The organism is Candidatus Hecatella orcuttiae, assembly GCF_002009985.1.
Taxonomy (GTDB): domain Archaea; phylum Thermoproteota; class Bathyarchaeia; order Hecatellales; family Hecatellaceae; genus Hecatella; species Hecatella orcuttiae.
Map to the genome: position 1 here is coordinate 318,191 of NZ_MTLX02000005.1, position 14,140 is coordinate 332,330.

The 14,140-nt window shown below is 53.6% G+C and carries 21 protein-coding genes; 11 read left to right on the top strand and 10 right to left on the bottom strand.

Going from position 1 to position 14,140, the window contains the following annotated elements; genetic code table 11:
• The first annotated feature begins 106 nt into the window (after positions 1-106).
• Both pyrH and BWM17_RS04695 read left to right on the top strand, forming a co-directional pair.
• A complete protein-coding gene (pyrH, locus tag BWM17_RS04690; RefSeq protein ID WP_309492777.1) occupies positions 107-787 on the top strand; it encodes a UMP kinase in 681 nt (226 codons plus the stop codon).
• Between the two features lie 72 nt (positions 788-859).
• Positions 860-1,129, top strand: a complete 270-nt coding sequence (locus tag BWM17_RS04695) for a hypothetical protein (RefSeq protein WP_309492778.1) — start codon at positions 860-862, stop codon at positions 1,127-1,129.
• 19 nt (positions 1,130-1,148) lie between these two features.
• Here the strand turns inward: BWM17_RS04695 and BWM17_RS04700 are convergent, their stop codons facing one another.
• The gene (locus BWM17_RS04700; RefSeq protein ID WP_309492779.1) at positions 1,149-1,391 is read right to left on the bottom strand and encodes a sulfurtransferase TusA family protein; all 243 of its coding nucleotides are present in this window, start codon (positions 1,389-1,391) and stop codon (positions 1,149-1,151) included.
• Positions 1,392-1,551: 160 nt separating this feature from the next.
• Between BWM17_RS04700 and BWM17_RS04705 the strand changes: the two genes are divergently transcribed.
• Positions 1,552-2,052 (top strand): YkgJ family cysteine cluster protein, encoded by a 501-nt coding sequence (locus tag BWM17_RS04705; protein WP_309492780.1) that lies wholly within the window; start codon positions 1,552-1,554, stop codon positions 2,050-2,052.
• A 121-nt stretch (positions 2,053-2,173) separates the two neighbouring features.
• The gene (locus BWM17_RS04710) at positions 2,174-2,725 is read left to right on the top strand and encodes a uracil-DNA glycosylase (RefSeq protein WP_309492781.1); all 552 of its coding nucleotides are present in this window, start codon (positions 2,174-2,176) and stop codon (positions 2,723-2,725) included.
• Here the strand turns inward: BWM17_RS04710 and BWM17_RS04715 are convergent.
• Positions 2,722-2,847, bottom strand: a complete 126-nt coding sequence (locus BWM17_RS04715; protein ID WP_309492782.1) for a hypothetical protein — start codon at positions 2,845-2,847, stop codon at positions 2,722-2,724. The two genes, BWM17_RS04710 and BWM17_RS04715, sit on opposite strands and share 4 nt — an antisense overlap.
• Positions 2,837-3,151, bottom strand: a complete 315-nt coding sequence (locus BWM17_RS04720) for a hypothetical protein (RefSeq protein WP_309492783.1) — start codon at positions 3,149-3,151, stop codon at positions 2,837-2,839. The genes BWM17_RS04715 and BWM17_RS04720 overlap by 11 nt, the downstream gene beginning before the upstream one ends.
• Before the next feature lie 183 nt (positions 3,152-3,334).
• Between BWM17_RS04720 and BWM17_RS04725 the strand changes: the two genes are divergently transcribed.
• Both BWM17_RS04725 and BWM17_RS04730 read left to right on the top strand, forming a co-directional pair.
• Positions 3,335-4,303: a TIGR03560 family F420-dependent LLM class oxidoreductase gene (locus BWM17_RS04725; protein WP_309492784.1), complete on the top strand. Its 969-nt coding sequence runs from the start codon at positions 3,335-3,337 to the stop codon at positions 4,301-4,303.
• Positions 4,304-4,388: 85 nt separating this feature from the next.
• Positions 4,389-4,607, top strand: a complete 219-nt coding sequence (locus BWM17_RS04730) for a NifU family protein (protein WP_342766503.1) — start codon at positions 4,389-4,391, stop codon at positions 4,605-4,607.
• 50 nt (positions 4,608-4,657) lie between these two features.
• Here BWM17_RS04730 and BWM17_RS04735 read toward each other — a convergent pair whose 3' ends face one another.
• Positions 4,658-5,662 (bottom strand): MtaA/CmuA family methyltransferase, encoded by a 1,005-nt coding sequence (locus BWM17_RS04735; protein ID WP_309492786.1) that lies wholly within the window; start codon positions 5,660-5,662, stop codon positions 4,658-4,660.
• A gap of 84 nt (positions 5,663-5,746) precedes the next feature.
• On the bottom strand, positions 5,747-6,337 hold the full coding sequence (locus BWM17_RS04740) for a hemerythrin domain-containing protein (protein ID WP_309492787.1): 591 nt from the start codon (positions 6,335-6,337) through the stop codon (positions 5,747-5,749).
• A 149-nt stretch (positions 6,338-6,486) separates the two neighbouring features.
• Between BWM17_RS04740 and BWM17_RS04745 the strand changes: the two genes are divergently transcribed.
• Positions 6,487-7,641, top strand: coding sequence for a glycosyltransferase family 4 protein (locus BWM17_RS04745; protein ID WP_309492788.1), 1,155 nt, complete (start codon positions 6,487-6,489; stop codon positions 7,639-7,641).
• On the opposite strand, the gene BWM17_RS04750 is transcribed toward BWM17_RS04745, so the two are convergent.
• The 3 genes from BWM17_RS04750 to BWM17_RS04760 all read right to left on the bottom strand — a co-directional run bounded on the left by BWM17_RS04750 (position 7,633) and on the right by BWM17_RS04760 (position 10,164).
• Positions 7,633-8,499: a UbiA prenyltransferase family protein gene (locus BWM17_RS04750; protein WP_309492789.1), complete on the bottom strand. Its 867-nt coding sequence runs from the start codon at positions 8,497-8,499 to the stop codon at positions 7,633-7,635. The two genes, BWM17_RS04745 and BWM17_RS04750, sit on opposite strands and share 9 nt — an antisense overlap.
• A gap of 79 nt (positions 8,500-8,578) precedes the next feature.
• Complete coding sequence (locus BWM17_RS04755) at positions 8,579-9,643, bottom strand: hypothetical protein (RefSeq protein WP_309492790.1); 1,065 nt, start codon at positions 9,641-9,643, stop codon at positions 8,579-8,581.
• Entirely contained in the window at positions 9,640-10,164 is a 525-nt protein-coding gene (locus BWM17_RS04760) for a hypothetical protein (protein WP_309492791.1), read from the bottom strand. Before BWM17_RS04760 ends, BWM17_RS04755 begins: the two co-directional genes overlap by 4 nt.
• A 116-nt stretch (positions 10,165-10,280) precedes the next feature.
• Here BWM17_RS04760 and BWM17_RS04765 point away from each other — a divergent pair, with 116 nt between their 5' ends.
• Together BWM17_RS04765 and BWM17_RS04770 are read left to right on the top strand one after the other, a co-directional pair.
• Entirely contained in the window at positions 10,281-10,580 is a 300-nt protein-coding gene (locus tag BWM17_RS04765; protein WP_309492793.1) for a hypothetical protein, read from the top strand.
• Between the two features lie 136 nt (positions 10,581-10,716).
• Positions 10,717-11,505, top strand: coding sequence for a hypothetical protein (locus tag BWM17_RS04770; RefSeq protein WP_309492795.1), 789 nt, complete (start codon positions 10,717-10,719; stop codon positions 11,503-11,505).
• 45 nt (positions 11,506-11,550) lie between these two features.
• Here BWM17_RS04770 and BWM17_RS04775 read toward each other — a convergent pair whose 3' ends face one another.
• Both BWM17_RS04775 and BWM17_RS04780 read right to left on the bottom strand, forming a co-directional pair.
• On the bottom strand, positions 11,551-11,943 hold the full coding sequence (locus tag BWM17_RS04775) for a DNA-binding protein (RefSeq protein ID WP_309492796.1): 393 nt from the start codon (positions 11,941-11,943) through the stop codon (positions 11,551-11,553).
• Positions 11,910-12,041, bottom strand: coding sequence for a hypothetical protein (locus BWM17_RS04780; RefSeq protein WP_309492797.1), 132 nt, complete (start codon positions 12,039-12,041; stop codon positions 11,910-11,912). Before BWM17_RS04780 ends, BWM17_RS04775 begins: the two co-directional genes overlap by 34 nt.
• A 27-nt stretch (positions 12,042-12,068) precedes the next feature.
• On the opposite strand from BWM17_RS04780, the gene BWM17_RS04785 reads away from it, so the two are divergent.
• Both BWM17_RS04785 and BWM17_RS04790 read left to right on the top strand, forming a co-directional pair.
• Complete coding sequence (locus BWM17_RS04785) at positions 12,069-12,509, top strand: archease (RefSeq protein WP_309492798.1); 441 nt, start codon at positions 12,069-12,071, stop codon at positions 12,507-12,509.
• Between the two features lie 115 nt (positions 12,510-12,624).
• Positions 12,625-14,076: an RtcB family protein gene (locus BWM17_RS04790; protein WP_309492799.1), complete on the top strand. Its 1,452-nt coding sequence runs from the start codon at positions 12,625-12,627 to the stop codon at positions 14,074-14,076.
• The last annotated feature ends 64 nt before the right edge of the window (positions 14,077-14,140 follow it).

Consider the following 14,140-nt stretch of genomic DNA (forward strand, 5'->3'; position numbering starts at 1 on the left):
CACCAGCAGTCCATAATGCGGCTTCATGGGTTTTAAGGTTTATGGGCCGGGAAGCGGAAATTTCTTATTCTAAAGGCTTCTAGTTTACTAAGCGAAGGGACAGCCTTTGAAACTGGTCATCAAACTGGGCGGCTTTCTTTTCCCCCAGAAACCCAGCTCTCGCAGGCTGAGGGAATACGCTGGAGTTTTAAAGAGGCTGGCTGACGAAGGACATCGCCTCCTCGCCGTCACCGGAGGCGGAGGGCTGGCGAGGAGCTACATCAACCTAGCCCGGAAGCTGGGAGCTGATGAAGGAACCTGCGACCAGCTGGGCATCGAAGCCTCCCGGATGAACGCTCGCCTGCTGGCCTTGGCCCTCGACGACTACGCTTTTCCCGAAACCCCCACCACTCTAGGGGAGCTGAAAAAGTTTTTCCAAGGGGGGAAAATCGTGGTCATGGGCGGCTTGACACCCGGCCACTCCACCATGGCTGTGGGGGCTTTGGCGGCGGAGGCTGTGAAGGCGGACTGCTACATCATCGCCAGCGACGTGGACGGAATCTACACCGCGGACCCTAAGGTGGATGAGGAGGCTGAAAAACTGGAGGAAGCCTCCACCGCCCAGCTGCTGGAGATGGCGATGAAGAAAAGACTGTGGGCAGGATCCTACCAGCTGGACCCTTTGGCCTTGAAGGTTTTAGACCGTTCGAGGATACCCGCCTACTTCATCGACGGAAGGAAAACTGAAAACCTAGTCAAGGCGGTGATGGGGCTGAAGGTGGGCACCCGTATCTCCGCCTCCCGGTGAAAGGGCGGGCTGGAGAGGCTTCCATTTAAATATAGGTCGGTTTTCAGAATAAACCCAAGAGGGGCTGCGGGGTTGCTGGAGAGGATTTTCGGCAGCAAGACGCAGACGAGGTTGTTGGAGTATTTTCTGGCGAACCCCAACAAGGTCTTCAACCAAGCTGGGCTTTCCCGTTTTCTGAACTGCTCTCCTTCTTCGGTGGCAAGGCTCATCCAGCCTTTGGTGAGGGAAGGAATCCTCGCCTACGAGCAGATCTCCGGGCAGATGAAGGTCCTAGCCCTCAACACCGAGTCGGAGAAAGTGAAGCTCCTGCTGGAGTTCTACGAGAAATACAAAGCTCTTTGACCCGAAGGCCGCCCGGGATTTAGGAAGTTTTCCTGATGAGAAAGTGAAAATCCTTACCTGTCTTCCAAACTTTCAAAAGTTCATTTTCAGTCCTTCTAGCCCAGCTTCGAACATCCTCTTCCGAGGCAGGGTCGTCGGCTATGACCTCCAAGACTTCACCCTCAGCCATCCCTCCGACTTCCGCCGCTGTTCTGAGGACGGGCTCAGGGCATGTGAGGCCGCGGGCGTCCAGCACTTTGTCAGGTCTCGGGCTTTTTTCCAACCCACTCCTCCTCCGAGGCGGCTTATGGAGATGGGGAGTTGGAAGTTTTTGAATTTTTTGGTAACACTCCGGGCCCGAATTAGATAGGGTTAAGTTTAAGGGTTCAACTAATTAACTGAAAGCCTAAAGGTTCGTTTGGGGGTTATAAATTCTGCTCCTCGTGGTCGGTGAGCCTGTAAAGCGGTGGAAGTGCGCCTACAAGGCCTGCGAGGCCCTCTGCTGCAGGATGGAAAGGGAATTAACCCTGAAGGATATAAGGGAAATCTCCAAAGCCGCCGGGAAAAAGGTGGAAGACTTCGTTCAGGTTAAACCCAACAGGAGAGGCGCTGTACCTTTCACTCTAAAAAGAAAAAGGGGCCGATGCGTCTTCCTCCAAGAAAACTTCCAATGTCAGCTTCACCCCCTAGGGGCTAAACCCTCCCTATGCCGGATATACCCCTTCCTCCTAAGCCGGGTCATCTACGGCGACGAGCCCATCCTAGAAGTAAGGCCCGCTCAAGATTGCCCGGGAATTGGTAGGGGGCCGAGGTTTGGGGAGGAAGCCGTAAAGACTGTGGCGGAAAGCGCGAAAAACTACCTAGAGGGGCTGAGGGAAGTCGTCAAACTTTCCCGACGGGGACTGAAACCTGAGGAAATCCTAGAGAAACTGGAAGCCGCCTGAAAAAAGTATGAAAAAGACATAAATTTCATACCGGTTCTTCCGCCATGCTGGGAGACGGAGTCCGCAGCCTATCCGGGCTTCCCGCGCAGTTTGCTTCAAAAACGTTTTTGGGAAGAGGAGGATGGATAAAAAAAGGGAGCTTCAAAAACTGAGCGAAGAAATAGCCTCCTGCAGAAAGTGCGACCTCTACCAAACGAGACGGAAAGCCGTGCCCGGGGAGGGAAAGGAGGATGCTGAAATATTCTTTGTGGGCGAGAGCCCAGGGGAGGAGGAAGACAGGCTAGGCCGGCCTTTCGTGGGTAGAGCGGGGAGGTTCTTAGATGAGCTTTTAAAGGCCTCAGGTTTGAGAAGGGAGGACGTGTTCATCACCTCGGTGTTGAAGAGTCATCCCTCAGGAAACAGGCCGCCTAAGAGAAGCGAAGTGGAAGCCTGCCTGCCTTATCTGAAGAGGCAGCTGGAAATTGTAAACCCAAAACTCGTAGTCCTCCTCGGCAACGTGGCCCTTCGGTCTTTGCTGGGGGCTGAGAAGGTTTCTCAAACCCACGGCTTCGTCGAGAAGAATGGCAGGATGTTTTTCGCCACCTACCACCCCTCCGCTGGGATGAGGTTCCCTAAGATCAGGCGGAGAATGCTGGAGGACTTCAAGAAGCTGAAGACCTTCATCCGAGGTTAGGGAGAGGAAAGGAAGGGAATGAGCTTCAGCATCCAAACATAGATCAAGATGATGAGCAGCACCGGGATCATCAGCATTAAATAGAAAACTAGGAGAGGAGACGGCCTCTCCTTAACCTCCAACGGTGGCTTCTTCTTTTTCCAAAACTTCTTTTTTCTCTTGAAGAGACGCCTTTTCATGGGAGGAAGCCGTCCTGAAAAACCCTCTTGACGGAAAGATGATAAGCGTCTTTTTACCAATGTTTAAATATCCTAGGGACAAATAAGGTTCTTGATGATGAGGTCGTCCCAGACTGATCGTCCCGAAGCGAAATGATGACCACGCGACGAACTGAATCTTCACTACCCTCCCGCTGAAACCTTTCTGAACCGCCCAAGAGCCGCCAGCCAGCTTCGGTCGTGAAATCCTTATGAAAACGGAGAGCAATCCTCAGACTGTTTCGGAAGGTTTTCCGGGAAGAAAAACGTTGGAAACAGGGCTTAAGCCCCTCTGCAAATGTGCAAGCTGCGGCCAAATGCTCGGAAAGGCTACGAGGGACAACCCTTGCCCACGCTGCGGAAGCTCCTTTTTCACCGTAAAATATGAAAAGTCTCCCGGGATGGAAAAATCATGGGCAAACCCCTCCGATTTGGCGTGCACACCGCCCTCGAAGGTTTAGGTTTCGAAGACGTTCAAGCCCTCTGCTTGGAGGCGGAACGTCTGGGCTACGATTTCTTCACGGTAACGGACCATTTTTATCCCATGGGAGAAGCCTTCTACCCGAATTCCGGCTATCCCCTCGAATGCTGGAGCGCGTTGGCGGCTCTCGCGGCGGTGACGGCTAAGATAAGGATAGGCCCCCTTGTAACCTGCACCCTCTACAGAAACCCATTGGTATTGACTAAAGCAGCCACCACGGTGGACATCATCTCCCACGGGCGGCTGACCCTAGGCTTGGGGGCAGGCTGGTATGAGAAGGAGTTTAAAGCCTTCTTCGGGGTCTTTCCCCCTGCAGCCGAAAGGTTCCAACGCTTCGAGGAGGAAGTTCAGATAATAAAAAGCATGCTGGAGAACAGGGAAACCACGCATAGGGGGCGATACTACCGTCTTTTAAGGGTGGAAAATCTTCCCCCACCCGTTCAGAAGCCGCGGCCGCCCATCCTCATCGGAGGCACAGGCGAAAAAAGACTGCTTAAAATAGCCGCTAAACATGCCGATGAAGTTCAATTATATTTTAACCTCCCAGAGGCGGAGGTTAAAAGAAAAGTAGAAGTATTAAAAGAACACTGCAAAAACGTAGGCAGAAATTTCGGGAACATAGCCCTCCACATGGGTCTCTACGTTTTCCACCCTAAGATGCAGCGGTATTTTGAAGATATGCTGAGGCATCTGGCTCAGGTTGAAAACAGGCCGCTTGAAAAAATCAGAGAAAACTACCTCCCCCCCGACGCTGACCCGGAAGAGTATGTGGGCTTGATTCGAAAATATTCAAGCTTGGGAATCAACTGCTTCAACCTCGTGCCCATAGGGCCGCTTCCCGAACGGGGTTCTATGCTTAGGCGTTTTGCCGAAGAGGTGAAAGCCGTCTTCAAAGCCTAAGGAGTAGCTTGGATAACTTTATATGAGGAGGATTCCATATCCTTCCAACAATCTTTCACGAATAACGTTGGTGATGGGAATGTCTATGAAAGAAAAAGTGGAAAAAGCTGTTGAAAAGATAAGGCCTTTACTTCAAGCCGACGGTGGAGACATCGAGCTGATGGGCGTGGAGGGCAACGTGGTCAGGGTAAGGCTGACCGGAGCCTGTGCCGGATGCCCTATGTCTCAGATGACCCTCCAAATGGGCGTGGAGAAATCCCTCAAGGAGCAAGTTCCAGAAATAGAAAGAGTAGAAGCCGTGTAAAGGGGTTTCTGTCTACCTTTTAGGCTTTCAACTCTCTCAATCAGCTTGGCTTAGACCTTTTTTCTGCCGTATTCTTCCGCAGCTTCAACCATGGCCTTCATGTTGGCGATGGGTGTGTAGGGGGAGAGGCCGCATCCCGGAGCCAAGATGTCGATGCCTTCTTCGATGATCCTCCTACTCTCCCTCTTGACGTCTTCAGGTTTCCCTTCGATCATCGTCTTGACAGGGTCCACGTTCCCTATGATGGTTGTTTTGCCCTCCACCAGCGCCTTCGCCTCCTTGACGCTGACCTTCTGGTCGATGCTGAGGCCCTTCACGCCGCTTTCAGCCATCTGCCGGAGGATTGGCGTGGCGTTTCCGCAGACATGCAGGGCGGTGGGGCATTTGATGCTCTCCGCAGCCTTCTTCAGATAGGGCAAAGCATACTTGCCGAAGAACACCGGGCCGATGGTTGAAACTATGGGCTCTAGGAACGTCACCACATCCGCCCCCGCTTCAGCTAGGGCGTTGCCGAACTCAGCGGCCACCTGCCAAGTGATTTCAAGGATTCTCTCCACTTCTTCCGGCTTGGTTATGATAAGCCTCATTTGGAGGTCGAAACCCTGAACGGTCCCCGCCAGGTTGTAGGGGCCCACGATTCCGGCGATGACGGGAACATCGTCACCTACTTTTTTTCTGAGAAGCTTCACCGCTTCCACGATGACGGCCATCTTGCCCTCGGTGGGCGAGGGCACCCGGAGGCTGCTGGGATCGCTCACAGGCTTGGTGACCGTGGGCGTGAAGTCCTTTTTTCCTTCATGGTAGTCGACGGTGCAGCCTAGGGTTTCTGCCTCCGCGTACATGCCGAAGGGAACCCGCACCGCTTCGAAGCCGGCTATTTCATGGGCGGCCAAAGCTAGGGTGGCCATGGTTTCAGCTTTCACATGGGCTTCAGGCCAGAAGGCACCGCAAGCTTCCATAAGCTCTAAGGTTCCCGTCTGGGTTACACTCAGCGCAGGAACTCTGTCAACCTCCCGGCCCAGCAAAGCGTTCATAAATCTTTCTTTAGGAGTCATACCTTCACCCGACTGGGCTTCCTCAGTCTGGTTACAATATTTTGTCAACAGTATTTAAAATTAGGCTAGATCGGCTTCGCGCCTTCATCGCTGATGTCCATGATGGGATGCTTCTCCCGGTTCTAGGTGGAATTCTCTTTCCAGCCGCTCCAGAAGCTTTATGTACTGTTGATGTTTTCCTTCCCCCACCATCGTCTTCTCCACTTCCTCAAACTTCTCCAGCAACTCCACATGTTCTTTCTTCCCCAGAACCTGTTCGGCCAAAGGGTAGAGAACGTCGTCTTCCTTGGAGATATGCTGGGTGAGCAGGTCCACGTAGCCTCTGGCATTGGCCACGATGGCATGTTTAGCTTCCTCATCGCCGCCTCGATATCTTTCCACAGCCTGCGCCATCGCCTTCACGAATTCTCTCCCCCGCTCATGCTCCATCCTCATCGTCCCTGTAGGTCCGCCTTCCCTAGGAAGGCCGCGTCTCTCGAGGACGGGGAATAAGGTTTGCTCCTCTTTACCGTGGTGGCAGCGGTCTGCAAAGGTTCTGATGAAGTCGATGACCTCCTCAAAGACAGCTGGGGAGACCTCCTCGCCTCCCTCAAGTTTCTGGGCGGCTGCGGTTAGGACTTTAAGCATCCGCTTGATCATCCTGTGCTCTTCTTTCAGAATATCAGTCGCAAACATGACTTACACTCTTGCCTTTGGTGTAGGGTTAAACCAACAAAAGTTTTTCGGGAAATAAAAATGTAATATCCCACTAACAGGCATCTATAGCCTGTAACAGCCTAAGCTAAGCAGGTGGACAGCGGCAGCGTACCCTCCAGGGGAACCCCATGCGAATCCTCCTAGTGTCCCAGTATTATTTGCCCTACGTCAGCGGCATAACCACCTACATCGAACGCTTGGCAAGAGGCCTCTCCCAACGCGGCCACAGGTTGACTCTGGTCACGTCCCAGCACACTAAGGGGCTGCGGAGGCTTGAGACTGGAAACAGCCTCACCGTGCACAGGGTTCCAGTGCTGTTCAAGTTTCAGAGAGGAGCCTTTGCCCCTCGGCTCCTCTGGGAGGCTCTCAAACACATGCGGTCCAGCGACGCTGTCAACCTGCATGTTCCCCTCTTTGAAAGCGGCCTTCTGGGGGTGATGGCTAAACTCTGCGGTAAGAGGCTGTACCTCACCTACCACTCAGACCTAGCCCGAGGGAAAGGCCCCCTCTTCTGGGTGGTGGAGAAGCTCTACTACCTATCCCTCAAGCTGGCTTGCTTTCTCAGCGACGGCATCGTCGTGAACTCCCTAGGACATATGAAAACTTCGAAGGTCAAGAATTATGCGCGAAAGTGTGTTCAGATCACACCACCTGTGGACGTGGAGCGGTTCAGGAGAATAGCCGACACCGAGGATTTTCGGAAGAAAAACGGAATAGAACCCGGGGAAAAAATAATCGGAAACCTAGGAAGGTTCGCCCCTGAAAAAGGCCTAGAGTACCTGATAAAGGCTCTACCCCTAATCCTGCGGGAAATCCCCGAAGCGAAGGTCGTCCTAGCCGGCATCGGGGAGAAGATGGTCGGCGGGGAAAAAGAATCCGTGAAACCCCAGCTGGAGGCTCTCATCGAAAACCTGGGAATGGCCGGCCGCGTGAAATTCTTAGGCTTTCTGGACCACGAATCCCTGCTAAAGTTTTACTCCACCTGCGATGTCTTCGTTTTCCCCAGCATCTCCGTGGACACCTTCGGCTTGGTGCAAGCGGAAGCCTTACTCTGCGGAACCCCGGTGGTGGCCACCGACCTGCCGGGGCCTAGGGACGCCGTGGCCTTGACTGGAGGCGGCCTCCTTGCCAAGCCCGGAGACGAGGTTTCCCTAGCCCAAGCCGTCGTAGCCGTCCTCAAACACCCGGCTAAGTTTACTGTCTCCAGAAACCGGCTTCTGGAATTCTTCGGTGTGGAAAAGACAGCGGCCGAATATGAGAAGCTCTTCCAAAAACTAGCCTAGGGGAAGGTAGAGAGACAGAATCGTGACTATGAGCCATGCGAAAAGCCCGGCTGCCAGCAGTTTGTCTTTGAAGGCTTTCTCAGGCCTCCGCGCCATAGGATGGCCTTGGAGGGCGAAGTGGTTGAAGCGGAGGATCAGGAAGATCACGATGGGAAAGGTGGCTATCATCAAGAAGCTTCGGTCGAAGACGGTGGAGGTGTAGATTCCGTAAGCAACTATCAGCACCGAGGAAATGACCGTCAGATTACCCTTGAGTAGGTCGGGTGTGTAGTGGCTGAGAGCGGAATTCTGCGCACGAATTCCGTTCCCCAGCAGCAAGACTTCCCCCAGCCTCTTACAGATGGTTAAATACACAGCGAGAAGAAAAGCCGTCAGAATCAACCAAGGAGAAAGGACGGCTCCGATAAGGAAGGCTCCAGCCACAGCCCGCCAAACGTAGTTGGAAGATAACGTCATCAAATCCACGAAAGCCAGCCGTTTGAGAAAGAAAGAGTAAAGCTGAGAGGTCAGGAAGATCATCAAGGCGGAAACCCCGAACAGGACGTTCAGCCAAAAAGCCGGCAGCATGGCCAACGCCAAAACGGCACCCAAGACCATGGCTGCTGGTTTACCGACCTTGCCTGAGGGAAGCGGTCTCCTCCGTTTTTCCGGGTGTTGAAGGTCCCTAGAATAGTCGACGAGGTCGTTTATCACGTAGTTAGCGCTGGAGATAAGGCAGAGCAAGAGGAAGCCGGTCAGCAACGGCGGGTAAAACTGAATGTTCCCCAGCTGCCTAGCGAAGATTATGGCTACAAATATCAGGAGGTTTTTATACCACTGCCAAGGCCTCATCAGCTCCAAGAGGGATGCAAGCGACATTGCGCAGGAACCCCTTCCAGTGGAAGGTCGCCGGGGAACAGCGAGCGGGAGATGTTCACAGTATTGTCCTTCACCCACATTAATGCTTATTCCCAGCCGAGGCAGGGAGACGGCTGGATTTAAGCTTCAAAAACAGGGTTGAAGACAGGTGAAAGGTTTTAGTTAAAACGGTGTAGGCTCCGAAACCAGCCATCACTACCATGCTTTGAACGAGGAACGTGAAATACCTATCCATGAGAAGGCCGAAGCCCAGCAGGTCGTTTTTGGTAAGCAGGAAAGTAGCGGCAAACCAAGACAGAACCAGCAACCTAGGCCTAGCCTCCAAAGGGGAGGCCAGCGTGAAAAACAATCCCATGAAGAAGAAGGGAACCACCACGTAGCCGGCTCTGAAAAACAGAGCCAAGTCCACCGGTGAACCTGGGGAAAGCCCCACCAGCCCCACAAACTGGAAAAGCCTCATGAGAAAGGGAACCCCCACCAAGTGGATGAGCCACAGAGCAAACGCCCCTATAGACGTCAGCAGAGCCAAAAGCGCGGTTAAAAGCCCGCCTTTATCCCTGCGGACAGCTTGAGCTACCGAGTAGAAGAGTAGGGTCAACACAAGGACGGAGAAAGCCAGTTGATGGGTGAGGGCTGTGGCTATGGCGGCCGCCGCGGCCATAAGCCGGTAGTTCGCGTTGATGAGGTACAGCATCACCAAAACCAGCGGCAGGCTGAGAAGCTCAGGGAAAGCCCTCGCAGTATAGATGGTCAACTCAGGGGAAACCACGAAAAAGAAAGCTGCGCAGAGCCCAGCATAGGGGCTGTCGAACACTCTCCTCGCCAAAGCATAGGTAGCCGCCACCGTGAATGAGGCTGTGAGGACTGTTACCAGAGCCGAAAGGGTCATGGGGTCTATCTGGGTGGCCACGCTGAGGGAAGCCACGTAAATCCGGTAGAGGGGAACGTAGAGCCCTCTGAAGCCGCCTCCGTAGGACAGTTCCTCAAGAGGGTAGACGCCTGAGTCCACCGTCGCCCTGATGATGCCCATGTGGTACATGGTGTTGCCGTACATGGGGATCACAGGCCCGCTGAAAACCCTCAGCCTATACCACGCAGCCGCAGCCGCCAAGGCTAAGAGGAGCAGAGGTCTGAGGGCTTTCATGGGGCTACCGGCCTCACCCTGTATATTCGAACCTCCGGATTCTCATACACGAGGACAAAATACTGGGAGTCGTCGAACTTCTCAACCTGAGGATAGATCCACCCCAAACCGGAGTGCACAGACCTTTTCAGAGGAACATAAACGTAGTCAGCCCCATGCTCCACCGCCAGCTCGTAGGCTTCGGCGGCGGAGTCTGTCCGGTAAATTCGATGCACAGCCAGCATCTTCTCCACGGGGTCCGGAGCGTTAGCCCAGTCTCCTCCAACCAAAGGTATCCGGGTGGTCATGCCCATGATGAGCTCCCCTCCGAAGATGCCGGCTACAAACCTTGCATCCTCTTCAGTGTTCCCCCTGATCCACCGGGTTGCCTCCAGTTCGCCCTCGGTAACCACCGGGTCAAGCCAAGGGTCTGCTTCCTCTACCACTTGGCTTATTCCCACGTAGGAGAGAGCTGAGAAAAGGGCGACTACCGCGGCCAGTTTCAACATCAGCCCCGCAGTCATCCTCGACCCTTCACCCATGGCTCTTCACTGTGGGTTAAGCGAAAGTTTGTAGTCTAAAAATATTAAATATTTAATCTATAGCCTGAGAAACCTATTAGGCTTGAAGCCGACTTTGGCCGGTGGGGGGTTTTCTTATGGCTTTGGAAATAGGCTTCGGGGAGGGAGCTGTCTTCCTCCTAGCATTTCTGTACATGCTCTTCCTTCCCGGCTACAACCTCCTCAGAAGCACCGGCAGACTGAAGAAGCTGGAGTTGGAGGAGAAAATCCTACTAAGCTTCAGCCTCAGCGTTGTCATGGTGGGGTTAACCGCCTTGATCCTCAGTCGGGTGGAGGCTTGGGGGCTGACTGTTCAAAATCTCCTGATAGCGGTAACAGCCGTGCTGGTAGCTACGACAAAAGAGTTCCTGAATTTTCTGAGAAAACCTTTTTCTTAAACACTCGCTTGCCGGCAGAGAAGCTGAAGACCTCAAATCTGACTTCCTTGGCCTCCTCAGGGACATGGCAGAGTGAAAACTTAAATGTGGGAGGCCTCAATAATTTATTCGATAAATATTCCAGCGTATCCTGGCTATGGAACTCTCGATAACCTTGATGGCAGTTCCAAGGCTTAGAAAGTCCCATGCCAAACTGGCGCGGGAGCTGGAAAGGCTTCCCTGCGACTCCGTTTTCCTGAACTTTTCCAGAGGCCTAGAGGAATATGTGAGAGAACTGGCAGAGGGTCTGCCCTACGAGTATGTGTTGGCTGAGATCAAAAAATCCAAACTGGTGCAGGAGCCGTCCGGCGGCTGGGAGTACTACGCGGAGCCAATTTTGAGAAATCTTAAACATCTGCGGCGCATGAAGCCCGAGCTCGCCTTCCACTGTTACGAGAGCCCCTCCTACGACTACCTAGCCGCCAAAAGCGCTGAGAAAACAGCCCTCATGACCTTGAGGACGGCGGCTACCGGCAAGGTTGACGCTGCCGCTTGGAGAAGCCATCTGGAGGATGAAATAAGACTGAGGGAGGAAGCCGTTGAGGAGGAGGCGGAATTCATCGCCAGCATGGCTTCAAAATACGAAAAGCCCGCCTGCGTCACAGGTCTGCCGGGCCGCGGCTTGAGGGATGAGCTGGCGGAAAGAAACGTGGAAGTTAAGCAGAAGTTTCTAGACCTCCCTTATTTCTACACGCCTTTGGAGATGTTGAAAAACGAGTTAACGAGGTCTCATGTTTCCGATGAGAAAATCGTCCAACTGGTCAGGGAGCATGTCGACTACGTGAGAAAACACGTGATACCAAGCAAAAGCCTAGACGAAGCCTACCAGCAGTGGGTAGGAAGCAAAAACAGCCAAGCCCGCTCCCTCTTCCACTTCGGCAAATAATCTTTAACCGAACTGCGAATCGCCCCGAAAAAGGCCTTTTTCGGTCTAGCCCAGCTTTTCCCTGAGCAGTTCAGCTAGGGTTTTGGCTTCACCGTGCTTTTTGAACACCAGCCGAGTCTTGGGTCTGAGGGGCATGCGGAGGAGGTTGAAAATCTGCATTATCATCCCCGCGGTTACAGGGCCTCGGAGCCGACCGTTTTTTATCTGCAAAGCCAGGTTTTCAACCACCTCTTCTGTGATGTCTGGATATTGCTGGTAAGCCGTCTCTAAGAGTTCTCTTCCCCGCCCCGTCAGCCTCCCCATGACGATCTGAAGGGGGGTGGGCTCCACGGTCTCTTTCGGGGGAGAAGGCTTCTCCTCCGAGGCTTCGACCTTCGCTCTCAGCTCTTTCAGCTTTCTGAGCTTCAGCCGCTCCAGTTCAGCGTCTGCTTCAGCCATGGCTTTCTCAAACTTCTGTTGGTCTTCAACTGGATGATAAACTTATGGGTTGTAGCCGTGGAAGATGGACATGTTTTTATTGCTGAGCTTTGAGGCATAGGTTATAGGCTTTTCAGGGGTCTGGGTTGAAGCAGAGCAGGAAAGGCTTTGAGTTCTTGGAGCATGCCAGCGACATCTACGTAGCCGCCTACGGGGAAACCTTGGAGGAGGCTTTTGAAAACGCTGCCAAGGCCATGTTCGAAGCTATGACAGAGTTGCAGCTTGTAGAGCCTAAAATGGAGGTTGAAGTCTCCGCGGAGGGAGGAGACCCGCAGGAGCTTCTCTACAACTGGCTGGAAGCCTTGCTGGTTAAATACGAGGTAGAAGGTTTGCTCTTCTCCCGGTTTAAAGTAGACAAGATAGTCGAGAGAGAAGACGCTCTGAGGCTGAGGGCTTCTGCCTTCGGTGAACCTCTAGACCTCGGGAGGCATCCCTCTAAAGTGGAGATTAAAGCTGTAACCTACCATATGATGGAGGTCAAAAAGGAAGACGGCTGGGTGGAGCTCAGGGTTCTTTTCGACATATAAACAATTAAGCTTAAGTTACTCCGGTGAGTCCTTATGGTAGAGCTGTTAACAGCCTGGACGCTGACGGCGTGAGAAAGCAGACGGATTGATTCAGAGGCTTTTGGGAGGAGTGAAAATGGCGGAGATTCCAATCCGCAAGATCGGAGAGTACGTTTGGGAAATACCCAAGTATAGGCCTGAAATGAGAGTTTCCGGAATCGTTTACGCAGACAGCTTCCTCTTAGAAAAAATGAAAACCGACAGAACTCTTCTCCAATGCGCCAATGTGGCTACGTTGCCTGGGATTTACAAGTACGCCATAACCATGCCCGACGGCCATGAAGGCTACGGCTTCCCCATAGGAGGGGTGGCGGCCGCTGACTACGAGGAAGGTGTCATCAGCCCCGGAGGCGTCGGATACGACATCAACTGCGGAGTACGTCTTCTGAAGACCAACTTGACGGAGAAAGAGCTGAGGCCTAAACTTCCCCAGCTTCTTGAACTGATCTTCAGGAAAGTTCCCTCAGGCTTGGGAAGCAAGGGCAAAATCAGACTTTCAACCCATGAGCTTGATGAAGTTGCCAGAGAAGGCATCGAGTGGGCTGTGGAAAAAGGCTACGGATGGGAGGACGACCTGAAACGCTGCGAAGAAAGCGGACGCATGCCAGGGGCAGACCCCTCTAAGGTCTCCAACACCGCCAAAAGTCGCGGAGCCCCAGAACTGGGGACGCTGGGCAGCGGAAACCACTTCCTCGAAATTCAGCGCATCGACAGGGTTTTCAACCCTGAGGCTGCGAAGACTTTAGGCCTCCAAGATGAAGGCTGGGTCACCGTCATGATCCACACGGGCTCCAGGGGCTTCGGTCACCAAGTGTGCTCCGACTACCTCCGCATCATGGACAGGGCTGTCCGAAAATACGGCATCCAGCTGCCGGATCGGGAGCTAGCTTGCACCCCTGGGCAGAGCCCTGAGGCTGAAGACTACTTCAAGGCTATGGCCTCCGCGGTGAACTACGCCTTCACCAACCGCCAATGCATAACTCACTGGGTTCGCCAAGCTTTTGAGGAGGCTTTCGGCCGGTCTGCGGAGGAGTTAGGCTTAGAAGTCATCTACGATGTAGCCCACAACATCTGCAAGAAAGAGGAACACATGGTGGAGGAAGGAAAGGTGCGGACTGTGTGGGTTCATAGGAAAGGCGCCACCCGGGCTTTTCCACCAGACCACCCGGCTCTACCCGCCGGATATAGGGCGATGGGTCAGCCTGTCCTCATCGCGGGGACTATGGGAACCAGTTCCTGGCTGCTTCTGGGAACCAAGAAGGCTATGGAGCTGAGCTTCGGCTCCACTGCCCACGGAGCCGGGAGGTTCATGAGCAGGTCTGCGGCTACCCGAAAGTTTGGAGGCCCGCAGGTGAAGGAAGCCTTGGAAAGGCGAAGCATCCTCATCCGAGCGGCCAGCATGAGGGTGATAGCGGAGGAGGCTCCTGAAGCCTACAAGGACGTGGACAGGGTGGCTGAAGTTTCCCATCAGCTGGGAATAGCCACTAAGGTTGTGAGGCTGACGCCCTTAGGCGTCGTGAAGGGCTGAGGCTTCCAACCCGCGCTACCGTTTCTTTTCCTCAACTAAGACATTTTTCACTTAAATGACGGAG

What these genes read in the sequence shown, in the direction of transcription:
- BWM17_RS04780 (WP_309492797.1), bottom strand. Translation starts at nt 12,041, where the DNA reads ATGCCTCAAAGCTCAGCAATAAAAACATGTCCATCTTCCACGGCTACA.
- BWM17_RS04770 (WP_309492795.1), top strand. Translation starts at nt 10,717, where the DNA reads ATGGAACTCTCGATAACCTTGATGGCAGTTCCAAGGCTTAGAAAGTCC.
- BWM17_RS04740 (WP_309492787.1), bottom strand. Translation starts at nt 6,337, where the DNA reads ATGTTTGCGACTGATATTCTGAAAGAAGAGCACAGGATGATCAAGCGG.
- BWM17_RS04725 (WP_309492784.1), top strand. Translation starts at nt 3,335, where the DNA reads ATGGGCAAACCCCTCCGATTTGGCGTGCACACCGCCCTCGAAGGTTTA.
- BWM17_RS04790 (WP_309492799.1), top strand. Translation starts at nt 12,625, where the DNA reads ATGGCGGAGATTCCAATCCGCAAGATCGGAGAGTACGTTTGGGAAATA.
- BWM17_RS04730 (WP_342766503.1), top strand. Translation starts at nt 4,389, where the DNA reads ATGAAAGAAAAAGTGGAAAAAGCTGTTGAAAAGATAAGGCCTTTACTT.
- BWM17_RS04710 (WP_309492781.1), top strand. Translation starts at nt 2,174, where the DNA reads ATGGATAAAAAAAGGGAGCTTCAAAAACTGAGCGAAGAAATAGCCTCC.
- BWM17_RS04755 (WP_309492790.1), bottom strand. Translation starts at nt 9,643, where the DNA reads ATGAAAGCCCTCAGACCTCTGCTCCTCTTAGCCTTGGCGGCTGCGGCT.
- BWM17_RS04765 (WP_309492793.1), top strand. Translation starts at nt 10,281, where the DNA reads ATGGCTTTGGAAATAGGCTTCGGGGAGGGAGCTGTCTTCCTCCTAGCA.
- BWM17_RS04750 (WP_309492789.1), bottom strand. Translation starts at nt 8,499, where the DNA reads ATGTCGCTTGCATCCCTCTTGGAGCTGATGAGGCCTTGGCAGTGGTAT.
- BWM17_RS04735 (WP_309492786.1), bottom strand. Translation starts at nt 5,662, where the DNA reads ATGACTCCTAAAGAAAGATTTATGAACGCTTTGCTGGGCCGGGAGGTT.
- BWM17_RS04775 (WP_309492796.1), bottom strand. Translation starts at nt 11,943, where the DNA reads ATGGCTGAAGCAGACGCTGAACTGGAGCGGCTGAAGCTCAGAAAGCTG.
- BWM17_RS04760 (WP_309492791.1), bottom strand. Translation starts at nt 10,164, where the DNA reads ATGGGTGAAGGGTCGAGGATGACTGCGGGGCTGATGTTGAAACTGGCC.
- BWM17_RS04745 (WP_309492788.1), top strand. Translation starts at nt 6,487, where the DNA reads ATGCGAATCCTCCTAGTGTCCCAGTATTATTTGCCCTACGTCAGCGGC.